Source organism: Enterobacter cloacae complex sp. 397G4 (assembly GCF_050031515.1).
GTDB classification, from domain to species: Bacteria; Pseudomonadota; Gammaproteobacteria; order Enterobacterales; family Enterobacteriaceae; genus Enterobacter; species Enterobacter hormaechei_C.
In genome coordinates, this window is sequence record NZ_JBLGWE010000001.1 from 588,145 (window position 1) to 610,175 (window position 22,031).

Annotated in this window: 23 protein-coding genes; 8 read left to right on the forward strand and 15 right to left on the reverse strand. The window is 51.4% G+C overall.

Going from position 1 to position 22,031, the window contains the following annotated elements; translation table 11 throughout:
- Positions 1–2: 2 nt before the first annotated feature.
- From ACQG1Y_RS02815 to ACQG1Y_RS02830, 4 genes are all read right to left on the reverse strand, one after another.
- Entirely contained in the window at positions 3–944 is a 942-nt protein-coding gene (locus ACQG1Y_RS02815; RefSeq protein ID WP_368740758.1) for a PD-(D/E)XK motif protein, read from the reverse strand.
- Positions 941–3,700, reverse strand: coding sequence for a Z1 domain-containing protein (locus ACQG1Y_RS02820; protein ID WP_063659321.1), 2,760 nt, complete (start codon positions 3,698–3,700; stop codon positions 941–943). The genes ACQG1Y_RS02815 and ACQG1Y_RS02820 overlap by 4 nt, the downstream gene beginning before the upstream one ends.
- Before the next feature lie 292 nt (positions 3,701–3,992).
- Positions 3,993–5,159 (reverse strand): ATP-binding protein, encoded by a 1,167-nt coding sequence (locus ACQG1Y_RS02825; protein ID WP_368740757.1) that lies wholly within the window; start codon positions 5,157–5,159, stop codon positions 3,993–3,995.
- Positions 5,160–5,400: 241 nt separating this feature from the next.
- A complete protein-coding gene (locus ACQG1Y_RS02830; protein WP_063659323.1) occupies positions 5,401–6,288 on the reverse strand; it encodes a phosphorothioated DNA-binding restriction endonuclease in 888 nt (295 codons plus the stop codon).
- A 300-nt stretch (positions 6,289–6,588) separates the two neighbouring features.
- Here ACQG1Y_RS02830 and ACQG1Y_RS02835 point away from each other — a divergent pair, with 300 nt between their 5' ends.
- Positions 6,589–7,062, forward strand: coding sequence for a SymE family type I addiction module toxin (locus tag ACQG1Y_RS02835; protein ID WP_074181804.1), 474 nt, complete (start codon positions 6,589–6,591; stop codon positions 7,060–7,062).
- A 74-nt stretch (positions 7,063–7,136) separates the two neighbouring features.
- On the opposite strand, the gene ACQG1Y_RS02840 is transcribed toward ACQG1Y_RS02835, so the two are convergent.
- The 6 genes from ACQG1Y_RS02840 to ACQG1Y_RS02865 all read right to left on the reverse strand — a co-directional run bounded on the left by ACQG1Y_RS02840 (position 7,137) and on the right by ACQG1Y_RS02865 (position 11,069).
- Positions 7,137–7,508 (reverse strand): hypothetical protein, encoded by a 372-nt coding sequence (locus tag ACQG1Y_RS02840; protein WP_032620952.1) that lies wholly within the window; start codon positions 7,506–7,508, stop codon positions 7,137–7,139.
- Positions 7,509–7,623: 115 nt separating this feature from the next.
- Complete coding sequence (locus ACQG1Y_RS02845; RefSeq protein WP_040117170.1) at positions 7,624–8,103, reverse strand: Hcp family type VI secretion system effector; 480 nt, start codon at positions 8,101–8,103, stop codon at positions 7,624–7,626.
- 2 nt (positions 8,104–8,105) lie between these two features.
- On the reverse strand, positions 8,106–8,453 hold the full coding sequence (locus ACQG1Y_RS02850; protein ID WP_045339580.1) for a hypothetical protein: 348 nt from the start codon (positions 8,451–8,453) through the stop codon (positions 8,106–8,108).
- Positions 8,446–9,129: a hypothetical protein gene (locus ACQG1Y_RS02855; RefSeq protein ID WP_045339582.1), complete on the reverse strand. Its 684-nt coding sequence runs from the start codon at positions 9,127–9,129 to the stop codon at positions 8,446–8,448. The genes ACQG1Y_RS02850 and ACQG1Y_RS02855 overlap by 8 nt, the downstream gene beginning before the upstream one ends.
- A gap of 186 nt (positions 9,130–9,315) precedes the next feature.
- The gene (gene trpS, locus ACQG1Y_RS02860; protein WP_063659324.1) at positions 9,316–10,317 is read right to left on the reverse strand and encodes a tryptophan--tRNA ligase; all 1,002 of its coding nucleotides are present in this window, start codon (positions 10,315–10,317) and stop codon (positions 9,316–9,318) included.
- 200 nt (positions 10,318–10,517) lie between these two features.
- On the reverse strand, positions 10,518–11,069 hold the full coding sequence (locus tag ACQG1Y_RS02865) for a hypothetical protein (RefSeq protein ID WP_155734017.1): 552 nt from the start codon (positions 11,067–11,069) through the stop codon (positions 10,518–10,520).
- Positions 11,070–11,254: 185 nt separating this feature from the next.
- On the opposite strand from ACQG1Y_RS02865, the gene fosA reads away from it, so the two are divergent.
- Complete coding sequence (gene fosA, locus ACQG1Y_RS02870; protein WP_063659327.1) at positions 11,255–11,680, forward strand: FosA/FosA2 family fosfomycin resistance glutathione transferase; 426 nt, start codon at positions 11,255–11,257, stop codon at positions 11,678–11,680.
- Here the strand turns inward: fosA and ACQG1Y_RS02875 are convergent.
- Positions 11,666–12,673, reverse strand: coding sequence for a LacI family DNA-binding transcriptional regulator (locus ACQG1Y_RS02875; RefSeq protein ID WP_017383881.1), 1,008 nt, complete (start codon positions 12,671–12,673; stop codon positions 11,666–11,668). The two genes, fosA and ACQG1Y_RS02875, sit on opposite strands and share 15 nt — an antisense overlap.
- A gap of 185 nt (positions 12,674–12,858) precedes the next feature.
- Between ACQG1Y_RS02875 and ACQG1Y_RS02880 the strand changes: the two genes are divergently transcribed.
- Both ACQG1Y_RS02880 and ACQG1Y_RS02885 read left to right on the forward strand, forming a co-directional pair.
- Positions 12,859–13,947: a cellulase family glycosylhydrolase gene (locus tag ACQG1Y_RS02880; protein WP_032670626.1), complete on the forward strand. Its 1,089-nt coding sequence runs from the start codon at positions 12,859–12,861 to the stop codon at positions 13,945–13,947.
- Positions 13,948–13,992: 45 nt separating this feature from the next.
- A complete protein-coding gene (locus ACQG1Y_RS02885) occupies positions 13,993–15,387 on the forward strand; it encodes an MFS transporter (RefSeq protein WP_032647113.1) in 1,395 nt (464 codons plus the stop codon).
- 39 nt (positions 15,388–15,426) lie between these two features.
- Here ACQG1Y_RS02885 and ACQG1Y_RS02890 read toward each other — a convergent pair whose 3' ends face one another.
- From ACQG1Y_RS02890 to ACQG1Y_RS02905, 4 genes are read right to left on the reverse strand one after another with little or no spacing between them, the layout of a single operon-like run.
- Positions 15,427–16,248, reverse strand: coding sequence for an alpha/beta fold hydrolase (locus tag ACQG1Y_RS02890; protein ID WP_058685934.1), 822 nt, complete (start codon positions 16,246–16,248; stop codon positions 15,427–15,429).
- A gap of 30 nt (positions 16,249–16,278) precedes the next feature.
- Positions 16,279–17,898, reverse strand: coding sequence for an MFS transporter (locus ACQG1Y_RS02895; RefSeq protein ID WP_023303025.1), 1,620 nt, complete (start codon positions 17,896–17,898; stop codon positions 16,279–16,281).
- Positions 17,895–18,302, reverse strand: a complete 408-nt coding sequence (locus ACQG1Y_RS02900; protein WP_252013404.1) for a DoxX family protein — start codon at positions 18,300–18,302, stop codon at positions 17,895–17,897. Before ACQG1Y_RS02900 ends, ACQG1Y_RS02895 begins: the two co-directional genes overlap by 4 nt.
- Positions 18,302–20,173 carry an amidohydrolase gene (locus ACQG1Y_RS02905; protein ID WP_047732735.1) on the reverse strand — a complete coding sequence of 624 codons (1,872 nt, stop codon included), beginning with the start codon at positions 20,171–20,173 and terminating at the stop codon, positions 18,302–18,304. The genes ACQG1Y_RS02900 and ACQG1Y_RS02905 overlap by 1 nt, the downstream gene beginning before the upstream one ends.
- A 220-nt stretch (positions 20,174–20,393) precedes the next feature.
- Between ACQG1Y_RS02905 and ACQG1Y_RS02910 the strand changes: the two genes are divergently transcribed.
- The 4 genes from ACQG1Y_RS02910 (at position 20,394) to ACQG1Y_RS02925 (ending at position 22,024) form a co-directional block, all read left to right on the forward strand.
- Positions 20,394–21,080: a hydrolase gene (locus ACQG1Y_RS02910; protein ID WP_003863053.1), complete on the forward strand. Its 687-nt coding sequence runs from the start codon at positions 20,394–20,396 to the stop codon at positions 21,078–21,080.
- Between the two features lie 61 nt (positions 21,081–21,141).
- Positions 21,142–21,363: a DUF1427 family protein gene (locus ACQG1Y_RS02915; protein WP_022646923.1), complete on the forward strand. Its 222-nt coding sequence runs from the start codon at positions 21,142–21,144 to the stop codon at positions 21,361–21,363.
- Entirely contained in the window at positions 21,360–21,620 is a 261-nt protein-coding gene (locus ACQG1Y_RS02920) for a XapX domain-containing protein (RefSeq protein WP_003863056.1), read from the forward strand. Before ACQG1Y_RS02915 ends, ACQG1Y_RS02920 begins: the two co-directional genes overlap by 4 nt.
- 23 nt (positions 21,621–21,643) lie before the next feature.
- Entirely contained in the window at positions 21,644–22,024 is a 381-nt protein-coding gene (locus ACQG1Y_RS02925; protein WP_048243475.1) for a response regulator transcription factor, read from the forward strand.
- The last annotated feature ends 7 nt before the right edge of the window (positions 22,025–22,031 follow it).

Sequence of the window (22,031 nt, forward strand, 5' to 3'; positions counted from 1 at the left end):
TTTTATCCTTTTAGCCATTTGCTTAATGCAGGTAAACTTAGCTTATAACTGAGTGAAACTACTTCGTTTGGTATTGTGCTTTTTAAAATTCTAGGAAATGACTTATCAACTGTAAATCTTTCCATTTTAGAGAAGTAATATTTTGTATCTGAGTATTCTTTAATGTCAATATAGCCGTAATGGGTAAGTTTTTGGTGGAATAATTCAAATGCATCTTTGTGTGATAAGAGTTTTTCCCTTATCCGGTAAACAACGTCATTCAGTGATATTGCGTCTGCTTTATTTGAAGTGACTCTATCAATTCTCATGATTACAAGTTCCCCAGTGTCAATACAATCTAATTGTTCTAAAGAAGAAATCGTAACCGTTGATGATGATATACCTGTTGCCTTTATTTCATACCATCCTTCTGCGTACATAAAATCTTGATCACTAGCGTCGGCACCTGTCCAGCCATTAACTGCATATAGATTAGAATCACAATTCTGCATGTAATATTCTAAGAATAATAATTCTCCTAAAAGTCCCTTGCGTATATGTTCCTCCATGAGTCCATTTTTTTGTGACTCAAGTAATCTAGTCCATTGTCGATATCGATTTATAACTAAAGCTAAAGAGCCTTGTTCATTTTCTGCCGCACTTGAATGTTCAATAATATCGCAACATAAAATTGCAAATACATCTTGTTGTGCGTCATTTACTAACTCAAAGGTCAACAGCCAACGATTGTCACTCTCTCTATGACGACGACTAACAATCAATGATTTTGAAGATTCGATAGCTTCGATATCAGCATTGCATAATAATAATAAAGTTCTCTGGCTAATTGATTGATAACCAATATGCCACTCAAGAGGGTGTATGATATTAATCTGTAAAAATCCACCCTGTTTATAATCTATATCATCCCATTGCTGTGAAAGTTGTTCAGGTGTTAATTTCATTCGTCGTTTCCCTCATCTTCAATGAAATCATTATAGTCGCGTAGCTCAATTGGGTTAACCATATAATTAGCTGTTTTTTCTTTTCCATTTGCTGGGATGCCGATCCCTAAAGCAAAGAGATAATCAGGGACTTTTATATTACCTTCAATTTGACTTCTTGCTTTGTCAACTTCAATTACATGCAATATTAAAATAGGGTTTCGTGGTATGCATAAATATGCTTTGTCTGGGATGTATTGAGCCTTAGGGTTATCGGTCCGAAATTTGATTTCGACTGATTTTTTTTGTTCTTCGGTCAAGCCAATTTTAGTTGCGCCACCAGCCCCTACACGCACTTTGGTTCCACTAATGCAAATTTGAGAGCCTGCAGCTTTAACTGTACGTGATTCTGGTTGAATCAAAATTTCTTGATTGCCATAATTTAAAGGATAAAAACGAGATCCACTACCTTGCGCAATGTGTACATCCCATTTTTCTAAATTCGAATCATCCCTTATGAAATCCGCAAGGGCAGCTCCTTGGAAATTAAGTTGCCAAGGATGAGTTTTAAAGTCTCGAAGTAGTTGTTCAACTTCATCTTTATGTACATCCTTCCAGAAGTACTTTTCATCTTTCCTAGTAACCCTAACCCCATTCTCTGGCAACCTATTGATGAAATCTTTAAAAGTTTCCTCATTAATATTTAATGACATTGTATCTGATTTCAGTCGGGGAGTCTCAAGTAAACGTCCTGATACTGTTATTGGACGCTTCACGAAGGTCGCTGCTCTCATTTTGTTTTTCGCAGTAACTATAAGTGATGCAGGATCTTGACGAACTTTTAAACCAAAATCCATCGGTGTAAGATTTGCATTTTTCATGCGTGCGACTTCTTGTTTTAACTCTTCTGCCGCTGCGGTTATGTAACCATACCAATCAATTGCTTCTGAGCTAATCCAAATCTTGAATAAATCATCATAATTAGGACGGTATCCAAACCATCTCCCCATTTGTAATAATGTATCATACATAATAGAACGACGATAAAAATAACTAACGCATAATCCTTCGAGGGTTAATCCTCGAGATAAACTATTACCTCCAACCGCAATTACACGTAGCCCATCGTCCTTATGATTAAAATAATCAAGCCCGGTTGAGCCGCTTTTTTGATTAACGGATCTTACGTCAATTGGCGCCACAGCTTTATAAAGATGTTTACTTAAAAATTCATACCATGTCAGTGGATGTTTGGCGGTGCCTGCTTTAAAAGCTAGCTCGTGTTTTTCCCACACTGTTTTAAGATAAGCGATGCTGGATATACTTTCGCTTTCTTCTTCAGACAAATTTGCATAGTTTTGTAAGTCAGAGCGTATCTTTATTATCCATTCCCCAGCCAAATCACGAATTTGATTTTGGATATTAGTGAAGCGACTAGTATGAATCATCATGGAATGATGCTTGTTGGAATCTCCTCTTATATCACGAATAGCAGTGGCTAGCAAAAAATAGGCCATTGCTTCTATCATGCTTGGTGGTAATGCTGTGACATGATGTTCTTTTTTATGATTAAAGGGAAAGAAATCATCCATTTCAGATGAATATATCGGTTCAAGAGCGGTTTTATATTTTGCAGGATACTGTTCATTACCACCAAATATATTCTCTGCACCGATATAGTTTGTTGGAGGAGATAGCGTATAAATAAAATCACGCGGGAATAAATCATCGCCTGTCATCTCGTCAGCACTTTCAGGATCGATAAATATATTTGCATACGGTGTTGCGGTAATACCTAAGTAAGATGCCTGACGGAAAAGTTTCAACAAACTGCGTATCGCTTTATTAATTGCTGTAGGATCTTTTTCCGAATCATTTGTATTTACGGATGCATTATCAGCTTCATCATCAATCAGAAGTAATGACTTAGCAATTAAACCATTTGCATCAGCATTGTTACTTTTCAACCATCTATTTAGATTTGCAAGGATGCTTTTGTTTTTTTTGATGACAAACAGGACTGTGTTGTTAACACTTTGTAACGACAGGCTCATTTGACGTAATATATTTTTATCAAAATCTTTTATAACTGACGTGAATGATTCTATTCTTTTTTTATGTCCATGCTTACCGACACCAACTGGTATATTTTCAATATCCCTCTTAGGATTTAATAGGTACTCACTTTTTCTTCCTGAGAACTCTTCATCAAGACGTTCTTGTGTTTGTTGACGAAGGTTTTCCATGGTTCCCGCAAGTATAATTATTACATTATAACCCGTATCTGCAGCTTTATTACATATGGCTGTATAGTTGGCTGTTTTACCCGACTGTACATCTCCAATAACTAATCCTCTTCTTTGAAATGGCTCAGCATTTTTAGGGTCACCTAGTAAATCAACAATCTCATCAGAGACACGATCAAGGCTGCCTGTAACACGAGAATTCCAGCCTTTAGCCTCCTCTAGGTATGTTTTATAACGTTTCCAGAAATAAAAATCTAAATTAGCTCGTCTCGCTGGTAGCCACGATTTATGTTCTTGATTTTCATCAGTAATTGCTGTTCCTAAATCCATCTCAACAACGATTTTTTCTTTAAGTCTCCGCCTGAGCTTATCGAATTCATCATCACTAACAGGATATAAAGGTGCCATTAATTTTCTCAATTTATCAGCGATATCTGCAAATTGAGCTTCTGTTGGAGGGGTATTAGGGTATTCTTTGTTTGTGCTGGAAGATATTATGCCTTCCAATTGTTCCATGTTACTTGCTGACATTTCAATATTCCCCTTTATAACGTTCGATTAAATGAGGGTAATGCATAAACGGTTCTGTTATGGTTAGCTGCTCTAACATATCATTTTTTGCTTTCCGTGTTGAAAATTGTTCAAGTAAACCTTTTATCATTAACTCAATCTCTTTGTCGATTAACTCAGATTCGTTTTTAATTTGTTTATCAGATGTTAAATCAAGATATAATTGATTGAGTGGTATGCTAGATTCAATAGATTTTAGCAGCCCATCAAGGTTTTTCTTTATTTTTTGTGAGTTATTAAAAAGTGTTTGAATTTACGGATGGTTGCGATTTATCTTATAGAAATAACCATCATTTTTCCCTTTAAAACGTTGCCAAATATGTACTATTGAATCGTTTGTTTCTCTTTTTCCTCGGAATTCCCATGTTTTTTTACTTTTTTCAGCAAGCCCTTGAATTATAGGTGCGAGGTTTTTACGAACGATCTCCGGTGGCATTGCTTTTGACTTTTTAATATCCAAAGTCCACATAGTGTCTAATTCGTTTGGGATATCAATTTGTACGCGGGCTAATTTAGAGCATTCCCCTTGACGCATCATCCTAAACCAAGTACCCCATATTAATAATCGTTTGTTTCTGTAAACATAAAAACCTTGGTTTTTTCTGAGGCCATCTTTTCCACCAAGAGTCTCAATTTCGTTATTGGTTAAATCTGAAATATGTGGAAGCAAATATGGACGAATAACTATTTTTGAATCTTCACATTGTAATGATTCGTCTGACATTATCTGAGTGTTTCGATGAGACAAAAATGGATCTAAATAATTAATGGCGGTATTATTCATCCTAATGTTTATTTTTTTTAGACCCGACTCCCCGCTTAGGTAACGATGAAAAACTAAGGATAGATGATTGCGAATGTCGTCCATTTTTTTGCCCATTGAAGATTCAAAATTAAGCTCTCCTACATTAAGTCTATCCAGGTTTTGCCACACAACTAAGGTGCCGGAATTAATTTCTTTTAGCTTTTCAATGCGTGGAATTTTATTTATTTCATCATTGGATTCAAGAATTAAAAGAGACCAATCTTGAGTTTCGATTACATGGTCAATATCCCAGCGCCTTGCCTCTATATGTTTTCCCTGCTTCGTAGCCACTGTTAGGATCCGACATTGAGAAAGTGACGCTGTTTTCAAACCAAGCCCGAAACGTCCCAGATCATTTGCAGTGCGTTTGACGTTTGGATTTTGACTCCCATAACGCATAGCAGCATCTAGCTCCTGCGCATCCATTCCGCAACCATTATCCATTATAGCAATGTATGAATTTCCAGTTGGGAAGAAGAAAATATCAATCCAAGAAGCCTGTGCGGAGACACTGTTGTCAATGATATCGGCTACAGCGGCTTCTAAAGTATAGCCAATGGCTCGAGTTGATTCGATCAAAGTTGGTGCATAGGGTGGCAAAGATATGCTCTTCATTTAAGGCCCCAATGAAAAGATCCCAAAAAGGATTTTTTATGATAATCGGCTGATTTGCAAATATAAATTATAGATTTTTTGATCATTTTAGCACTAAACATATTTATTGCTGATTATTCGTATGTCGTAAGAGGTACTGAAGTCTTTATCCCTAAAGAAAAGCCTGATGGACAGCGCTCCCTCATAAGCTTTGCATAAATATTAAGCCACATAGAGCATTGTGCTTTGGATATATCAAAAACTAGCCCCATTTTTTACTCCCCCCCATGAATACCTCCTTTCTATGCCACTTCACAAATCCTTCACTTGGATAATTCCCTTTCACCATCGGCAACGCAATTTGCTTCCCGGCAAAATCCCAGAACAACCGCCCAACGATCCCATTCCCATTCACCGCCTCAGACACCAGCACCCGCATACTGTCATCCAGCCCAATCGATCCCTTATCAAACGCCTTATGATGAATCGCACATAGCGCCAGTCCGTTCGGGATCTCACACGGCCCGCCAAACTGCTTCCACTTAATATGCGCAGCTTCAAGTCCAACAGATGCGTTATCATGCCGCATGTTGAATCCGCAGATTGCACACTCATAGTTATAAGCACGCAGCACCTGCTGGCGGAACAGCGGATCTCGAACCTTACGGATCTGCTGGATATCAAAACCCATCTCATCCGCGATCTCTTCCTGAATGCTTTCAGGAAAATGCGCTTCAAGGATCTGCTGCGCCAGCGAGCCGATCAGGTTTTTGTTCTTACTCAGCAACGCAAAGTGTTTTTCATCAAACCCGCCTGCGACGTTATGCTCTACAAGTTCTTTAACAGGCGGTTGCTTACTGCCAGTGGTCGAACAGAACTCAGTATTCTGAAGATCCCAAAACCCGTCCCCCTTGAGCCGCCAGAAGGGCATATTCGGATAATGCGCCTTCCGCTGTGGGCCAAAGCGTTCTAACAGGCTAAGCAGCTGCTCATGGACCTCGGTTCCATAATCAAACAGTCGCGCATGCCCCTGCTGATAGTTCGCCAGCACGTACAGAAGCAATAAAGGCTTATGCGGCGCACGCTGTTCGCCTTTGCGCCAGATGGTGATATCGGCAATTGCCTGTTCGAGAGTTTTGCTGGAAGCCATCGCGTTACGGAAGAAGCTAAATAATTGCGATGATGCTCGCAAAACCCAGACCAATCAACCCGCAATCAACAAAAACATGACCTTACCGCATAGAACTCTATTTTCTGAATCCCCCTCGCAAATTCCAAATTTACCCCACACCAAACCGCTGTATTTATATTCAGCTTTGTATAATGAGCACCAGAAATTACGCCGAACGGCAAAGGATATATTGAAGAATATTTAACGAGGAATTCGCGATATGAAGGTGCTGCAACACCCCCATACCGCTAACCACAACCAACTATCGAGGAGTTGAAAATGGCTGCGAAGAATTTTAAGCCAGAGTTTACCGTTTGCAAAACAGAATCAGACGCTTTCACCGGCATGATTGAAAACCGCGAGCTGGTCCGCAAAAACAGCGCCCGCCGTTTACACGGCAACCCGCCCAACGCAGCGCCCGTCCATCCCCGCGCCGAAACGCCGCAGGACAGTGCCGCCTGCTGCGAACTCTATGCTCGCATAGACATGAAATATCTTCTTCTGGGCGGCGAGTGGTTAACCCGTGCTGGCTTTATTAACGGCATGCCGGTAAAAATCCGCGCCATGAAAGACTGCATTGTGATTACACCACAGCATACAAGAGAATTATGGGGATGCCTGGAAGGTATGAGCGTGGTGAATATCAATAAGCATAAAGTCGCCCAGTGGCTGAAAACCTTTCCGGGGGCGCTGAATGATACCGGTGATATACCGACTGTTAAGCGTGGAACAGGGCAGGCGATAGTGGAGTAACTGTGCTTCCCATCCAATGTAATCCGTGAAGCAATAAAACGGGCATGTCATCCCATGCCCGTTGTAAGTAAAAATCACTCGTGCTTTACCTGCTCTTTCACAGCCTTAACCAGCACAGCGTGAAGTTCGCCGACGGTTAAATCACGTATAACAGGTTCGGGTATGCCACGTACCCAGCGGATAAACCGACAGATGCCAAAAAAGTCTATACCTTCACCCGTAAACAGATACTCATTTTCTGCGAGAGAGAACGTTTTCATATAGCCATCTTCTTCCGTGGCAAGCTGAACGCCAAACGCTTCTTCGCAGTCTTCCAGTAGGTCTTCGCCGTCCATACCGCAAATATGCAAATCGGCCTCAATCAACGTATTGCTATCGATAGGTTTACGCTGCTCCCCTGAGGAGTTTCGAACAACCTCAATAACTTGTGAGAGAGTGGGTTCCATCATGATGCTCTCCTTTAAAGCGGTGGAAATCATCGCCAGCGCTTTCCGGCGGCGTTCCGCTTGGTCAGACCGACAAGCACAACGTTACCTCGGCCCGAGAAATTTTGAAGTCAGTTCAGGCGATCGCCATATGATTCCAGGCATCTCTGTAAACGATATTCCCGTCACAGTGTTTCCAGGTGATTGCCTCATATCTTAGCTCGATCGTCTCTGAATGCGTTCCTGTTCCAGAACTCGGGAACAGATTTGGCGTAATCCCCGTGATTTTTACATTCTCCAGGATAATGTTGAAATATTCTCTCTCGATTCCTGCATCATCAATTTGATACATTTTGATCGTAGCCGATTTTAGCGTTTGGTTTTCACACAGTGCCCTGATAAGAACCGGAGTTGTTTTATCAAACTCTTTCTGAACAGCAATCGGTGTATGTACACGGGTACCTGTTAGTCGGCCTGTATTTCCACTCACAGGAATGGTGAGGTGATGAGCGACTGCCTTTAATTCAATAGCACCTAACCGACCGGACACCATGGAACCTCCTACGACGGGTGAGCCATTAGCATCGGTTAACCATAGATATGCTGGATTTGACATGATTATTCCTCATCTATATTTACAAAAGAAGGTAGGTGCAACATCGCCACGACCCATATGAATAAGCCAATTATTTTCAGCGGCCATGGTTCAAGGACAGCTATACAAGCAAATGCCCCGATGATCATTAAGGGACCTGATAACACATCCAGGAGCCCGCCAAAAATACGTATCTTTCCTGGCAGTAATTTATTCATTATTAATGAAATAATGTAAGCGCTTAGGGTAATGATGCAAAAGGCGATTGTTTTATCATGCCAGGTTTCGAATTCAACCCAGCTAAGGATATAGGCTAAAACTAAATATGAGCAAAGAAGCAGGTTTATAACTGGGGTGATAAACTTACTCATACGCGCCTGCCGTAGTGTGTGCAGTTAGTTTTTCATTAACTTTCTTCATGATTTGATTAAATACAGGTTTTCCTTCTGAATAACCTGCATGGATAGCATCTACGAAAGGCTGGACGGCATCAGCGAACAGAAAATAAAGTAAGTCATAGTCTCTTGGTCTCAGAAGTTGATATACTTCTGGGGCTTCTGCTTTGAGTCTGTCAGATGTTCTTATTGATCGTTCAGCCATTCCCCCAAACAAAAGGAGTGTGCTCAGTGCCGTGATTGGGTTATTTTTCCCTTTGAAAACAACAAACGTGAAGGACGTTCTTTCAATAACATGCTTTGCGATTGTTGATGCAATAATATTGGTTGATATTCTACCTGCTATTGAAGTCATTACAGATCTGTATATTTTATCCTGCTCATCCTCGGTTAAATATCTATTGAATGCTTTAAAAATAATTTTAACTGCGTTGACAATGTTCTCGTAATTCAAAATGTCGTTTTTTATGGCAGTCATCATTCTTATACGTTGAGTTTCACGAGCATACCTGGTATCCGTGTCAAAGATTCCATAGACCAGATATCCATAATCTAGCGGTACAGATAGCCCTCCATTTATAAGCCCAGTAACTGTATCAGGAGAAGCGATTATGTTGCATAATCTCCGGGCTATATCTTCTACATCAGCCATAGTATCCCTTTAAATTTATTATAAAGGGTAATATCAATGTGATATTAATGTAGATAAAGCAATTAATTATATCTAAACGATGAATTAAGAATTATTGGCGGAATTAATATTATATTAAATGAAATAATAAGCGGCTTTGTGCTAACACCACGCACTCCGCCGCCCAGCCTCAATCACTTTATCTATTCAAAACACCGGCACCCCCAGCCCCACCTTCACCTCCCTCAACGTCTCCTGCGTCACCCCTTGCGCCCGTTCGGTCCCGCGCTTCAGCATCGCCATCAGCTCGCCCTTGTCCTGCATATACATCGCCCTGCGCTCCCGCATCGGCGCAATCAGCTCCTGCAGGCACGTTTCCAGCTCGTTCTTACAAACCCGGTCACCCAGCCCACCCGCCTGATAGTGCGCCTTCATCGCCGCCACTTTCTCCTTGTCCGGATGAAACGCGTCAAGGTACGTAAACACCACGTTCCCCTCAATCTGCCCCGGGTCGCTCACCTTCAGGTGGTTCGGGTCGGTGTACATGGCGCTGACCGCACGGTGAATGGTCTCTTCGCTGGCCGAAAGGTGCAGCGTGTTGCCCAGCGATTTCGACATCTTGGCGCCGCCGTCGATGCCGGGCAGGCGGCTGGTGTCGCTCAGCATCGCCTTGCAGTGGCGCAGCACCGGGGCGGGCAGCAGGCTGTTCATCTTGTGCACAATCTCGTTGGTCTGCTCAATCATCGGCAGCTGGTCGTCGCCGACGGGCACGCACTCGGCCTTAAACGCGGTGATGTCCGCCGCCTGGCTGATGGGGTAGGCCATAAACCCGACCGGCAGCGAGCGGGCGAAGCCCTTCTGCGCAATCTCGTTTTTCACCGTCGGGTTACGCTCCACGCGGGCGACGGTGACGATGTTCATATACAGCATCGTCAGCTCTGCAAGGGCGGGCAGGGCGGACTGCAGGCAGATGGTGGTCTGGTTCGGGTCAATGCCCGCGGCGAGGTAGTCGGCCAGCACTTCGGGGATGTTGTCGCGAATTTTTTGCGGGTTGCTGCCGTTGTCGGTTAGCCCCTGAAGGTCAGCAATCAGCACAAACTGGTTGTGCGTCTGCTGAAGCGCCACGCGCTGGCGCAGCGATCCGACGAAATGACCGAGGTGCAGCGGGCCGGTTGGGCGATCGCCGGTGAGAATGGTTGGTGCGTTCATAAAGACTCCTTAACGTTGTAATGCCGAAAGGGGTCTTAGATGTGAGAAAGCCGCCTTTCGGCGGCTATCTGAAAATGAGGAAAACAACTCCGTGCCGCCTTTAAGAAGGCAGCCACCAGCGGTTTACGGTGAGCACGGCGTGGTTTATGTTCATAGAACTACAGTATCATAATTATTGAACAATTCAATTGCATCCTGCTCTACTTTAAAATGGTTACGATAAGGTTTGCCAAACCCAAGCCTACAGCTACGATTATAACTAACCTTAACTGCTCTATCTTTTTACGCTGTGATATGGCTTCTACTTGCAATGTTTTTATATAGTTTAATGCTGTATCAACATTTCCATTTTGCGTATTTGGTGTGACGTCGACCGTCTTAATATTCTCAGCATGGTTGGCGAGTACACCTCCTCCGGCTCCGGCACAAACAAAAAAAGCCATTTGAGTAAATATAGCAAGGTTCTCGTTGAAATCAGGGGTCATTAAGTCTTTATAGTTTTTTTGGAACAGTTCTGGAATTCCTAATCCCATGAATATCCCAAAGAAAATGAGAGAAACCCCTTTTTCAACGCGCGAAAGACGCTTGCTTTCCAGAAGTGATATAAATGCTAAAAAAAGCCCACCCAACAAAAAAAGCCATGCGGTTTCAAGGCTGGTATACCGCGTTATACTACAACCGATAATTATTAAGAAAAAAGAAATCATGAATGTCTGAAGATTACTTAAACTGTATTTTATGATTTTTTTCATTTGGTTATATGTCCGAGGTATATGATAGCGAGTATCATATAACAAGATCCTTTGCATCTACTGCTGTCAATTATGGGGGGGGGCTAAATATGGAGTTCACTTAATGCAAATTACTCCGAAATGCTTTTGAAAAGGCTTGTAGAGGTAAGATCAATTAACTAAATTTCAGTCATGCGGGGCACGTCATGCTGCAATCTCTCAACCACCTGACCCTCGCGGTCAGCGACCTGCAAAAAAGCGTCACCTTCTGGCACGAGCTGCTGGGGCTGACGCTGCACGCCCGCTGGAATACCGGGGCCTATCTCACCTGCGGCGATCTGTGGGTCTGCCTGTCGTACGACGAGGCGCGCCGGTACGTGCCGCCGCAGGAGAGCGACTATACCCACTACGCGTTTACCGTGGCGGAAGCGGATTTTGAACCGTTCTCGCAAAGGCTTGAGCAGGCGGGCGTCACCGTCTGGAAGCAGAACAAAAGCGAGGGGGCATCGTTTTACTTTCTCGACCCGGACGGGCACAAGCTGGAGCTGCACGTGGGTAGCCTCGCCGCGCGGCTGGCGGCGTGTCGCGAGAAGCCCTATGCGGGCATGGTGTTTACCTCAGACAAGGCTTGAGGCGCGCACCTTCAGCCTGCCCGCCAGCGTCACGTGCGTGGCGGCATCTTCCTGATTGCACAGGTACTCCACCGCCAGCCGTCCCAGCTCGCTGTAAGGCAACTGGATGCTGGTCAGCGGCGGGGTGAGCTGCTCGGAAATCTTCTGGTCGTCGTAGCCCGCCAGCAGCATATCCTGCGGAATGCGCACGCCGTTCACCGCCAGCGCCTGATAGCAGCCAATCGCCAGCCAGTCGCTGGCGCAGAAGATGGCGTCCGGGCGCTCGGCCAGTTCCAGCAGGGAAGCTGTTGCGGTAAAGGACTCGCTGAACTGCCAGTTGGTCTGGCGCACCAGGCCGTCGTCGCACGCGAGTCCGGCCTGCTGTAATGCTGCCTGGTAGCCCGCCAGACGCTGGCGCGAGGCCTCCATCCAGCTCTCGCCGGTGATGTGGGCGATGCGCGTGGCGCCGCAGGCGATGAGGTGTCTGGTAACCTGGAAAGCGTTGGCGTAGTCGTCCGGAATAAACGACGGCAGCAGCGGCGAGCCGGGGTCGCGCTGGTTGAGCAGCACCAGCGGGATGCGGGTGCAGTCCTGGAATGCCGTCATATCGACGACGTTCGTGACCGGAGAGGCAAGGATAATCCCGATGCAGTTGCGCTTGTCCAGCTGGCGGATGATGTTCAGGGCCAGCTCCACGTCGTCGCCGTAGTCGTAGACGGTGAGCAGGGTCTCGTTGCGCCACGCCGCTTCCCGCGCCTGGCTGATGGCGTCGATAAACGGGTCGAAGCTCTGCATGGAGCTGACCAGCAGGGCGATCTCCTCCTGGTTGCGCGGGGCGTGAACGGCGGGGAGGCGGTCGTAGCCGAGCTCGGTAGCCACATTAATCACCCGCTGGCGGGTGTCGTCGCTGAGCTTGATGTTGCGGGACTGGTTGAGCACCAGCGATACCGTCGCCTGCGACACCCCTGCCGCCCGCGCAATATCGTTCATCGTCACTTTTGTTTTTCGCTTCATCCGTCCTCTCCCTTTCGCGAATTTGCATCATACCCTAACCGCGCGCTTCCGCGCCGTCGATCACGTTTCTCATCCATCGAAGCGTGAACTTTGTGAGAGGCGTCGCTTTTCTGAGTGCCGCGGTTTGCGCATTTATTCTGCAACTAATATTTATTAGCTAAACATTATCAGTAAGAGGATGCGTAATGAAAGAGCAGTGGAGCAGGGAGCAGGCACAGGCGTGGTATCAGCAGAAAGGCTGGCTGTGCGGGTTTAACTATCTGCCGTCGACGGCGGTGAACTGGACCGATATCTGGCAGGAAGAGACCTTCGATGCCGAAACCATCGACCGCGAGCTGGGCTGGGCGGCGGACGCGGGCTATAACACCCTGCGCATCAACCTGCCGTTCATCGTCTGGGAGCACGACCGCGACGGGCTGATGGCGCGCATAGACCGCTTTTTGACGATTGCCGACGGTCACGGGTTCAGCACCATGCTGACCCTGATGGACGACTGCGGCTTCTCCGGCGACGAGCCGTACCTCGGCCCGCAAAAGCCGCCCGTACCGGGCAAACACAACAGCCAGGCGGCGGCGAGCCCGGGACGCGATAAGGTGTGCGATCGCGACTGCTGGCCACAGATTGAGCGCTATATCCGCGACGTTGTGCGCCAGTTCCGCGAGGATAAGCGCGTATTGCTCTGGGATCTGTATAACGAGCCGGGCAACCGCGGCATTTTCGCGACCGGCACCGAAGAGGTGTTGTACGACGAGAAGCTGGAAACCTGCGCGCACGAGCTGATGAAGCAGGCGTTCCGCTGGGTGCGTGAGGAAGACCCGACCCAGCCGCTCACCGTCTGCGCGTGGCGCCTGCCCGCGGAAGAAGAGAGCGAGACGTTTTACCAGCACCCGCTGGACCAGACCGCGCTGGCGCTGTCAGATGTGGTGAGCTATCACGCCTATACCAATACCGGGCGCATGACGGCGATTATCCAGCAGCTTCAGGCGCTGGGCCGCCCGATCTTCTGCACCGAATGGCTGGCGCGTCACGTGGGCGGCACCATCGAAGAGCAGCTCCCGCTGATGTACATGGCGAAGGTCGCGCCGTATCAGTGGGGGCTGGTGCGCGGTAAAACCCAGACCTGGCTGCCGTGGCCGGTAGTGATGAAGGAGTCCACGGACTACTGCCGCCTGTGGTTCCACGACGTGTTTGAGGAGAACGGTATCCCGTTCTCACGCGCTGAAATCGCGCTGATGAAGAAGCTGCGCAAAATCGCCCCGAATCCGCAGGGCTAATAATAATGACCCGGCGCGCTGTCGCCGGGCAACCAGGTACGCACTATGGCAATGACAATGAAAATACCGTCTCGCGAGTTGTGGTCTTACTTTGGCTATGGTTTAGGTCAGTGTTTTAGCTTTGGTTTAGTGGGTTCGTTTATTAACTATTTTTACACCGACGTGCTGGGGATCTCGGCGCTGGCGGCAAGTACCATCTTCCTGATTGCCCGTGCATGGGATGCGGTTCACGATCCGCTGTTTGCCAGCATTATGGACACCATCAACAGCCGGTTCGGAAAGTTTCGCCACTTTTTACTGATCGCCCCGCTGCTGATCACCGGGGTCACCCTGCTGGCGTTCTATAAAATCGAAGCGGATATGACCACCAAAATCCTCTACGCCGGGGTGACGTATATCCTGTGGGGGACGCTGTACGCCATCTCCGATATCCCGTTCTGGTCGATGTCATCGGTGATGACCAACGACTCCGGCCAGCGCACCCGCGCGGTGACGGCGGCGATGCTCGGAGTGAACGCCGGGATTGCCTGCGCTAACATCTTCTTCCCGAAGCTGGCAGCGTTCTTCGCCCAGTACAGCAACGATAAAGGCTACTTTATGGCGGCGCTGGTGATGATGCTGGTGGGCCTGCCGTTGATGCTCAACGGCTTTATGCAGATCAAAGAGCGCGTGCCGCCGAGCCCGGAAAAGGTGACGATGCGCGACACCTTCCACAACCTGCGCCAGAACAAGCCGCTGTTTATCGTCCTGCTGTCGTTCTTTTTCTGCGTGTTCCATAACGTGGCGGGCGGTCTCTATATCTACTTCTTTATCAACAATATGGGCGACGGCAGCCTGCAAATGGCAATTGGCGTGATGGGGATAGTGGCGGCGGTGCTGTGCCTGGTCGCCCCGCTGCTGACCCGTCGGATGCAGAAGCGGAAACTGTTTATGATCCTCTGCGGGCTGGACGTGGCGGTGCGCGTGGTGATGTGGTTCACGGGCTATCAGCACACGGCGTTGCTGTTTGTCCTGCTCGGCCTGAGCACGCTGTTCGTGATGATGACCAACATCCTCACCTCGTCGATGATTGCCGACACCATTGAGTATGCGGAGTATCACACCCACAAGCGCTGCGCGGCGATCACCTTCTCCGGGCAGACCTTTACCGGCAAGATGTCGGTGGCGGTGGGCGGCGGGCTCATCGGCGTGTTTCTGACGATGATCGACTATGTGCCGCAGGCGCAGTCACAGAGCGACAGCGTACTGGCGGGACTGTTCTTCGGGATTTGTTTGTTACCGGCGATAGGCTCGCTGATCCGAATGGGGTTTATGTCGCGCTTTACCTTTACCGAAGAGAAGCATGCGGAGATTTGTCGGCTGCTGGCGGAGCGGAATGCGTCTGCGAAAGCGCCAGGTGGCGGTTGCGCCTTACCCGGCCTACAGGACCAGCCCTTGTAGGCCTGATAAGCGAAGCGCCATCAGGCTTCGCGTAATGACTTACAGCGACTTCACAAACGCCAGCAGATCTTCGTTGAGCTGGTCCTGGTGGGTCAGCGCGAAGCCGTGCGGCGCGTTGTCGTACACTTTCAGCGTGGCGTTTTTGATCATCTCTGCCGCCAGCTTGCCGGTCGTTTCAAACGGCACGACCTGGTCGTTGCTGCCGTGGATCACCAGCGTCGGCACGTCGATTTTCGCCATATCCGGGCGGAAGTCGGTCTCGGCGAAGGCGGTTACGCAGTCGATGGTGCCCTTCAGGGACGCCAGCAGGGCGATGTTCAGCGTCTGCGTCAGGGCACCGGCAGAAACGGTCTGCCCGGCGTTGGTGCCGTAGAATGGGGTGGCGAAATCGCTGATGAACTGAGCGCGATCTTTACGCAGTCCGTCGCGAATCCCGCTGAAAACGCTCTGATCGACCCCTTCCGGGTAGCTTTCGGATTTGCCGAAAATGGGCGTTACCGCGCCCAGCAGGGCAAGACCGGCCACGCGTTCGCTGCCGTAATTGTTGATGTAGCGCGTCACGTCGCCGCCGCCCATGGAGAAGCCCACCAGCGTCACGTCGCGCAGATCCAGCGTGGTGATCAGGTCGTTAATGTCGGATGCAAAGGTATCGTAGTCATAGCCGTTCCACGGCTGATCTGAACGTCCAAACCCGCGACGGTCAAAGGCGATGGTGCGGTAGCCGCGCTCGGCCAGGTGGTTCAGCTGGCTGTCCCACATATCCCCATCCAGCGGCCAGCCGTGGCTGAAAAGAACCGGTTTGCCCGCGCCGCAGTCTTTGTAATAAATCTGCGTACCATCTTTTGCCTTAAACGTTGCCATAGTGTGTTCCTCTACAGGTGATTGTTATGTTCAGACCGGCGCGACCAGATAACGAATTGCCGGTGATGTTGTGCCCTGATGAAAAGCCAGAACGCGGCTCTGCAACAGGAGGTCATTCATGGTGTGGCGCTCCTGCTGGCGCAGATGCTCGATCCAGGAACCCATCAGGAAGGTCTCGATAAACAGACCCGGACGTTCAATATCTTCGTACACCGCCCAGCTCATCGCCCCGGCGCGGCGGCGCACCCGGCGTAGCTCGTGCACGGCCTGCAAAAACGCTTTCGCGTTCTGCGGGTCGATGATGTACTCATGCGAGACCAGCACCGGGCCACGCTCGTTCGGGAGTTCAATCTCCACCCCGTCCAGCGGCTGCCCGCTCAGGTCGAGATTTAAATCCGGATCTTTCTCCAGCTTCCAGCGGAACACCGTCATGCTCGCCAGCACCATCCCCAGCGTGGCGACAACCAGCGAAGCCGGAGTGCCGAACTGCGAGGCGATCTGGCCCCAGACGGCGCTGCCTGCGGTCATCGAACCGAAAAAGACCGTCAGATACACCGCCAGCGCCCGGGCTTTTACCCAGCGTGCGGCGCTGCGCTGCGCGCCAAGGTTGAGGGTGGAGAGCACCGCAATCCACGCGAAGCCGGTAAAGAACTCAAACAAGTTTAGCAGCCAAAAGTGACGTACAAATGCCAGCGCCAGCATGGTGATCGCAAACGTCAGGCTGGCGGCCACCATCAGCCGATCGGCGTTCAGCCGCTGGCGCAGACGCGGCAGCAGGATGGCCCCGGCAATGGCGCCAAGGCCGATACACGCCAGCATCACGCCGTAGCCCGCCGGGCCTAAGCCCAGCTCGCGGCGCGCCACCAGCGGCAGCAATGCCCAGCCCGCGCTGCCGAAAACAAAAAAGGCCACGGTGCGCACCAGCACGTTGCGCAGCACCGGCGCGGCGTGCACGTAGCGAATCCCGGAGCGCACCGCGGAGAAGAAGTGCTCCGGTGGCAAACGCTGCACGGACGGTGCCGGACGCCAGCGCCACAGCACCCATGCCACGCCCATCACGGACAGCGCGTTCAGGGCAAACACCATCCACGGCCCGGCAAGCGACAGCAGAAAACCGCCCAGCGCAGGGCCAATTGCCCGGCTGATATTGACCCCGAGCGAGTTAAGCGCCACGGCGGAACCCAGCTCGGGCTTGCTCACCAGGTCAGGGACAATCGCCTGAAACGGCGGCGAACTCATGGCCGCACCCACGCTCAGCAGAAACGTCGCCGCCAGCAGAACGGTGGGGGTGACGTGTCCGGTAAAAGAGAGCAGCGTCAGCCCGGCGGCGGCAATGAACACCCACAGCTGGGAGAAGAGCAGGTATTTACGTCGATCAACGATGTCCGCCATCACCCCGGACGGCAGGGCGAAAAGGAACATCGGCAGGCTGCTCGCCGCCTGCACCAGCGCGATATCCAGCGGATCGGCGCTGAGCGTCAGCATGCTCCAGTTGATACCGACGTCGCTCATCCATGAGCCGACGTTAGAGACCACCGTGGCGATCCACAGCATGCGGAACACCGGCTGGCTCAGCGGCTGCCAGGGTGAAACCGCGGGGGCGGGCGTCGTCTCGACGTGTGCGTCGCGAACGTCGTTTACCTGGGTCATGCGAACCTCTCCGTTGTTTTACGCTGCATTCGCCACTGGCCCGGCCCGGTAAGGGCGAGGGTGGTGAAGATAATCAGCAGCAGCCAGCCAAACTGCCCCTCGGCAATCGACCAGTTCGGGTGGACCGCCAGCATCGCCACCAGCAGCACGGCGATAATCGGCAGGCACGCCAGGCGGGTGTAAATCCCCGCAATGATAAACAGCGGGCAGATCACCTCGGCGACGATCGCCGGGATCAGACTGGCATACGGCCCAAAACCAAACGGATCTTCGATGCGCGTCAGCTCTTCGCTGAAGTGCAGCACCTTCGGCAGACCGTGCACGTAAAGCAGCAGCAGACTGCCGGTCAGGCGCAGAAAGAACAGCCCCGGATCGATCCGGGGCGAAGCGTTATTTTGTTTCATCAGAATGCAAAGCAGCTGCAACCCAGCGCACCCCAGAAAGCGTTATCGTCGGATACCGGCATCTCTGACGTGCGGGCAAAGTCATGCTGGTGGTTGTGAACCCCGCACGGGCCGCTACAGTGGTGAGCCATACTCATACCCACGCGTGCGGCCTGCGGCGGCGCGCTGCGGTAGTGGCCCGGCACCTTCACCACCGGGGACCACTCGGGCAGGACCGGAATGGCGGGCGGCGCGAGTGGGCCAAAAGCGCCTGCGGCATAGACGATATCGCCGTTCACTACGGTGAGGACGGACTCGATGCCCTTGATCTCCTCCTCCGGCACGCGGAAGTAATCTTTGCTGAGCACCGCCAGATCCGCGAGCTGGCCCGCTTTGATCTGCCCTTTCTGGTTCTGTTCGCTGGAGAACCACGCGCTGCCCTGGGTCCAGAGCATCAGGGCGGTATCGCGATCCAGACGGGCGCTGTGATCGTACATCTGCATCCCGCCAACGGTGCGGCCGGAGACCAGCCAGTAGAGCGCGGTCCATGGGTTATAGCTCGCCACGCGGGTGGCGTCCGTTCCCAGGCCCACCGGCACGCCGGTCTCGAGCATTTTCGCCACCGGCGGCGTGTGGCGGGTGGCTTCGATGCCGTAGCGCTCGGCAAAGTACTCGCCCTGGAAGGCCATGCGGTGCTGGACGGCAATGCCGCCGCCGAGTGCTTTGATGCGGTCAATGTTGGCCTGCGACACGGTTTCGGCGTGGTCGAAGAACCAGTGCAGCCCGTTGAACGGAATGTCACGGTTCACCTTCTCGAACACGTCCAGCATGCGGCTGATGGATTCGTTGTAAGTGGCGTGCAGGCGGAACGGCCAGCGGTGCTCCACCAGATGGCGCACTACGCGCTCCAGCTCGTCCTCCATGCCCGGTGCGAGATCCGGGCGCGGCTCGAGGAAGTCTTCAAAATCGGCGGCGGAGAAGACCAGCATCTCGCCCGCGCCGTTGTGGCGGAAGAAGTCGCTGCCCTGGCCCGGCGTCAGCATGTCGGTCCATTTTTCAAAGTCTTCCAGCTCGTGGCCCGGACGCTGGGTAAACAGGTTGTAGGCGATGCGGATGGTCATCTGCTTTTTCTCGTGCAGTTCGGCAATCACCTCGTAATCTTCCGGGTAGTTCTGGAAGCCGCCGCCCGCGTCGATGGCGCTGGTCAGACCCAGGCGGTTGAGCTCGCGCATGAACTGGCGGGTGGAGTTGACCTGCTGCTCCAGCGGCAGCTTCGGCCCTTTGGCCAGCGTGGCGTAGAGGATCATGGCGTTCGGACGGGCGATCAGCATTCCGGTCGGGTTGCCGTTGGCGTCGCGCTGGATCTCCCCGCCCGGCGGGTTTGGCGTGTCTTTGGTGTAGCCGACCACCTTCAGCGCGGCGCGGTTGAGCAGGGCGCGGTCGTACAGGTGGAGGATAAACACCGGGGTGTCAGGCGCGGCGTCGTTAATTTCGTCGAGGGTCGGCATGCGGCGCTCGGCGAACTGGAACTCGCTCCAGCCGCCCACCACGCGCACCCACTGGGGCGATGGCGTGCGCAGGGCCTGCTCTTTTAGCATCCGCAGGGCGTCGGCCAGGGACGGCACGCCTTCCCAGCGCAGCTCGAGGTTGTAGTTCAGGCCGCCGCGGATCAGGTGCAGGTGCGAGTCGTTCAGGCCGGGGATGGCGGTGTGGCCTTTTAAGTCGACCACCTTAGTGCCGTCGCAGTGGTGTTGCATCACCTCGGCGACGGTACCCACTTCCAGAAATTTTCCGTCGCGCACGGCAACGGCTTCCGCGACAGGATTCTCGCGATCGACGGTGTGAAACTGGCCGTTAACCAGAATGAGATCGGCTTTACCGAGGGTAACCATAATAGCTCCAGACTAAGAGGGGAATGGTCAGGATTATGGGAACCGGTTTCGGCAAAGATCCAGTTATACAATAGGATAGGTATACCAAAGTATAACTATACCTAAGGTTAACTATACGAAGAGATAATTACACCACAGCGCTGTGGGTCATAGGATGAACGCGATTTTATCGGCGTGCTGTTCGCGGCGATTTTAACCTTTAACCTCACTGGATAATCTTATGACCACTTCTAAGCTCGAAGTCTTAACCCCTGCCAACTGTCAGATCATCTTCATCGATCACCAGCCACAGATGGCGTTCGGCGTGCAGTCTATTGACCGCCAGGTGCTGAAAAACAACACCGTGGCGCTGGCGAAAGCGGCTAAGGTGTTCAACATCCCAACCATCATCACCACCGTTGAGACCGAAAGCTTCTCCGGCAATACCTATCCGGAGCTGCTGGACGTGTTCCCGGGCCAGGACATTCTGGAGCGTACCTCCATGAACTCCTGGGACGACCAGAAGGTGCGCGACGCGCTGAAGGCCAACGGCAAGAAGAAGGTGGTTGTCGCGGGCCTGTGGACCGAAGTGTGCAATAACAGCTTTGCCCTGTGCGCGATGCTGGAAGGCGACTACGAAATTTATATGGTGGCAGACGCCTCCGGCGGCACCTCCAAAGAAGCCCACGACTTCGCGATGCAGCGCATGATCCAGGCGGGTGTGATCCCGGTGACCTGGCAGCAGGTGATGCTGGAGTGGCAGCGTGACTGGGCGCGCAAAGAGACCTACACCGCGGTGATGGATATCGTGCGCGAGCACTCCGGCGCCTACGGAATGGGGGTGGATTACGCCTACACCATGGTGCACAAAGCGCCGTCTCGTCAGAAGAGCGAGCACCGCACCTTAGCGCCGGTTCCGGCACGCTAAGTCCCGCTGGCGGGCTGGTCCCTCATCCGGCTCGCCGCTGCCTTTTTCTCTGGAGTTCACAATGAGTACAGGGTTGATATCCCTCGCGGCAGGCGTGTTGATTGGCCTGATGTATGCCGTGCTGAAGGTGCGTTCCCCCGCGCCGCCCGCGCTGGCGCTGATTGGCCTGCTGGGGATGCTGGCGGGGGAACAGGCGATGCGTCATCTTTTATCCCGCGATAATCCCGCGGGCGTGCAGGTGACGGTTCCCCACGTTCAGCACCTGACCGGAGCGTCATCATGAAGGCCTGGATTATTTCGCTGGTGTGCGGGGTCGCGGCTGGGGTACTTTACGCCCTGCTCGACGTGCATTCCCCGGCGCCGCCGGTCGTCGCGCTGCTTGGCCTGTTCGGCATGCTGGTGGGTGAACAGCTGATCCCCATCGGACGGCGTCTGGTGAGCCGCGAACCGTTGACCCTGGCCTGGTTTCGTCATGAATGCGTACCGAAGATCAGCGGTACCGCGCCCCCAGCGCCCGCGAAGGAAAGCCGCGACGCGTAACGATTTGTTTGAGGAAAGACAGCATGACGCTGCCGTGGCGCATTGCCATCATTGATGACGAACGCTCTGTTCGCAGCGGGCTCAGTAACCTGCTGCAATCGGAAGGGTATGCTACCGATACCTTCGATTCGGCAGAGGTGTTTTTGAGCCACCCTCTCGCCCTGTCCGGCGCGTCGCTGGTGATCACCGACATCAAGCTACGCGGCATGAACGGCATCGAGCTGTTTGAGAAGCTGCGGTTGCTGGCCACGCCGCCACCGCCAATACTGTTTATCTCCGGTCATGCTGATGAAAATATGCAGCGGTATGCACTCAGTCTGGGCGCCGCTGCATTTTTGCGTAAGCCGATTAACATCGATATTCTGCTGGATCATATTCATCGGGAGCTGACCCGCCGACAATAAGGATCGC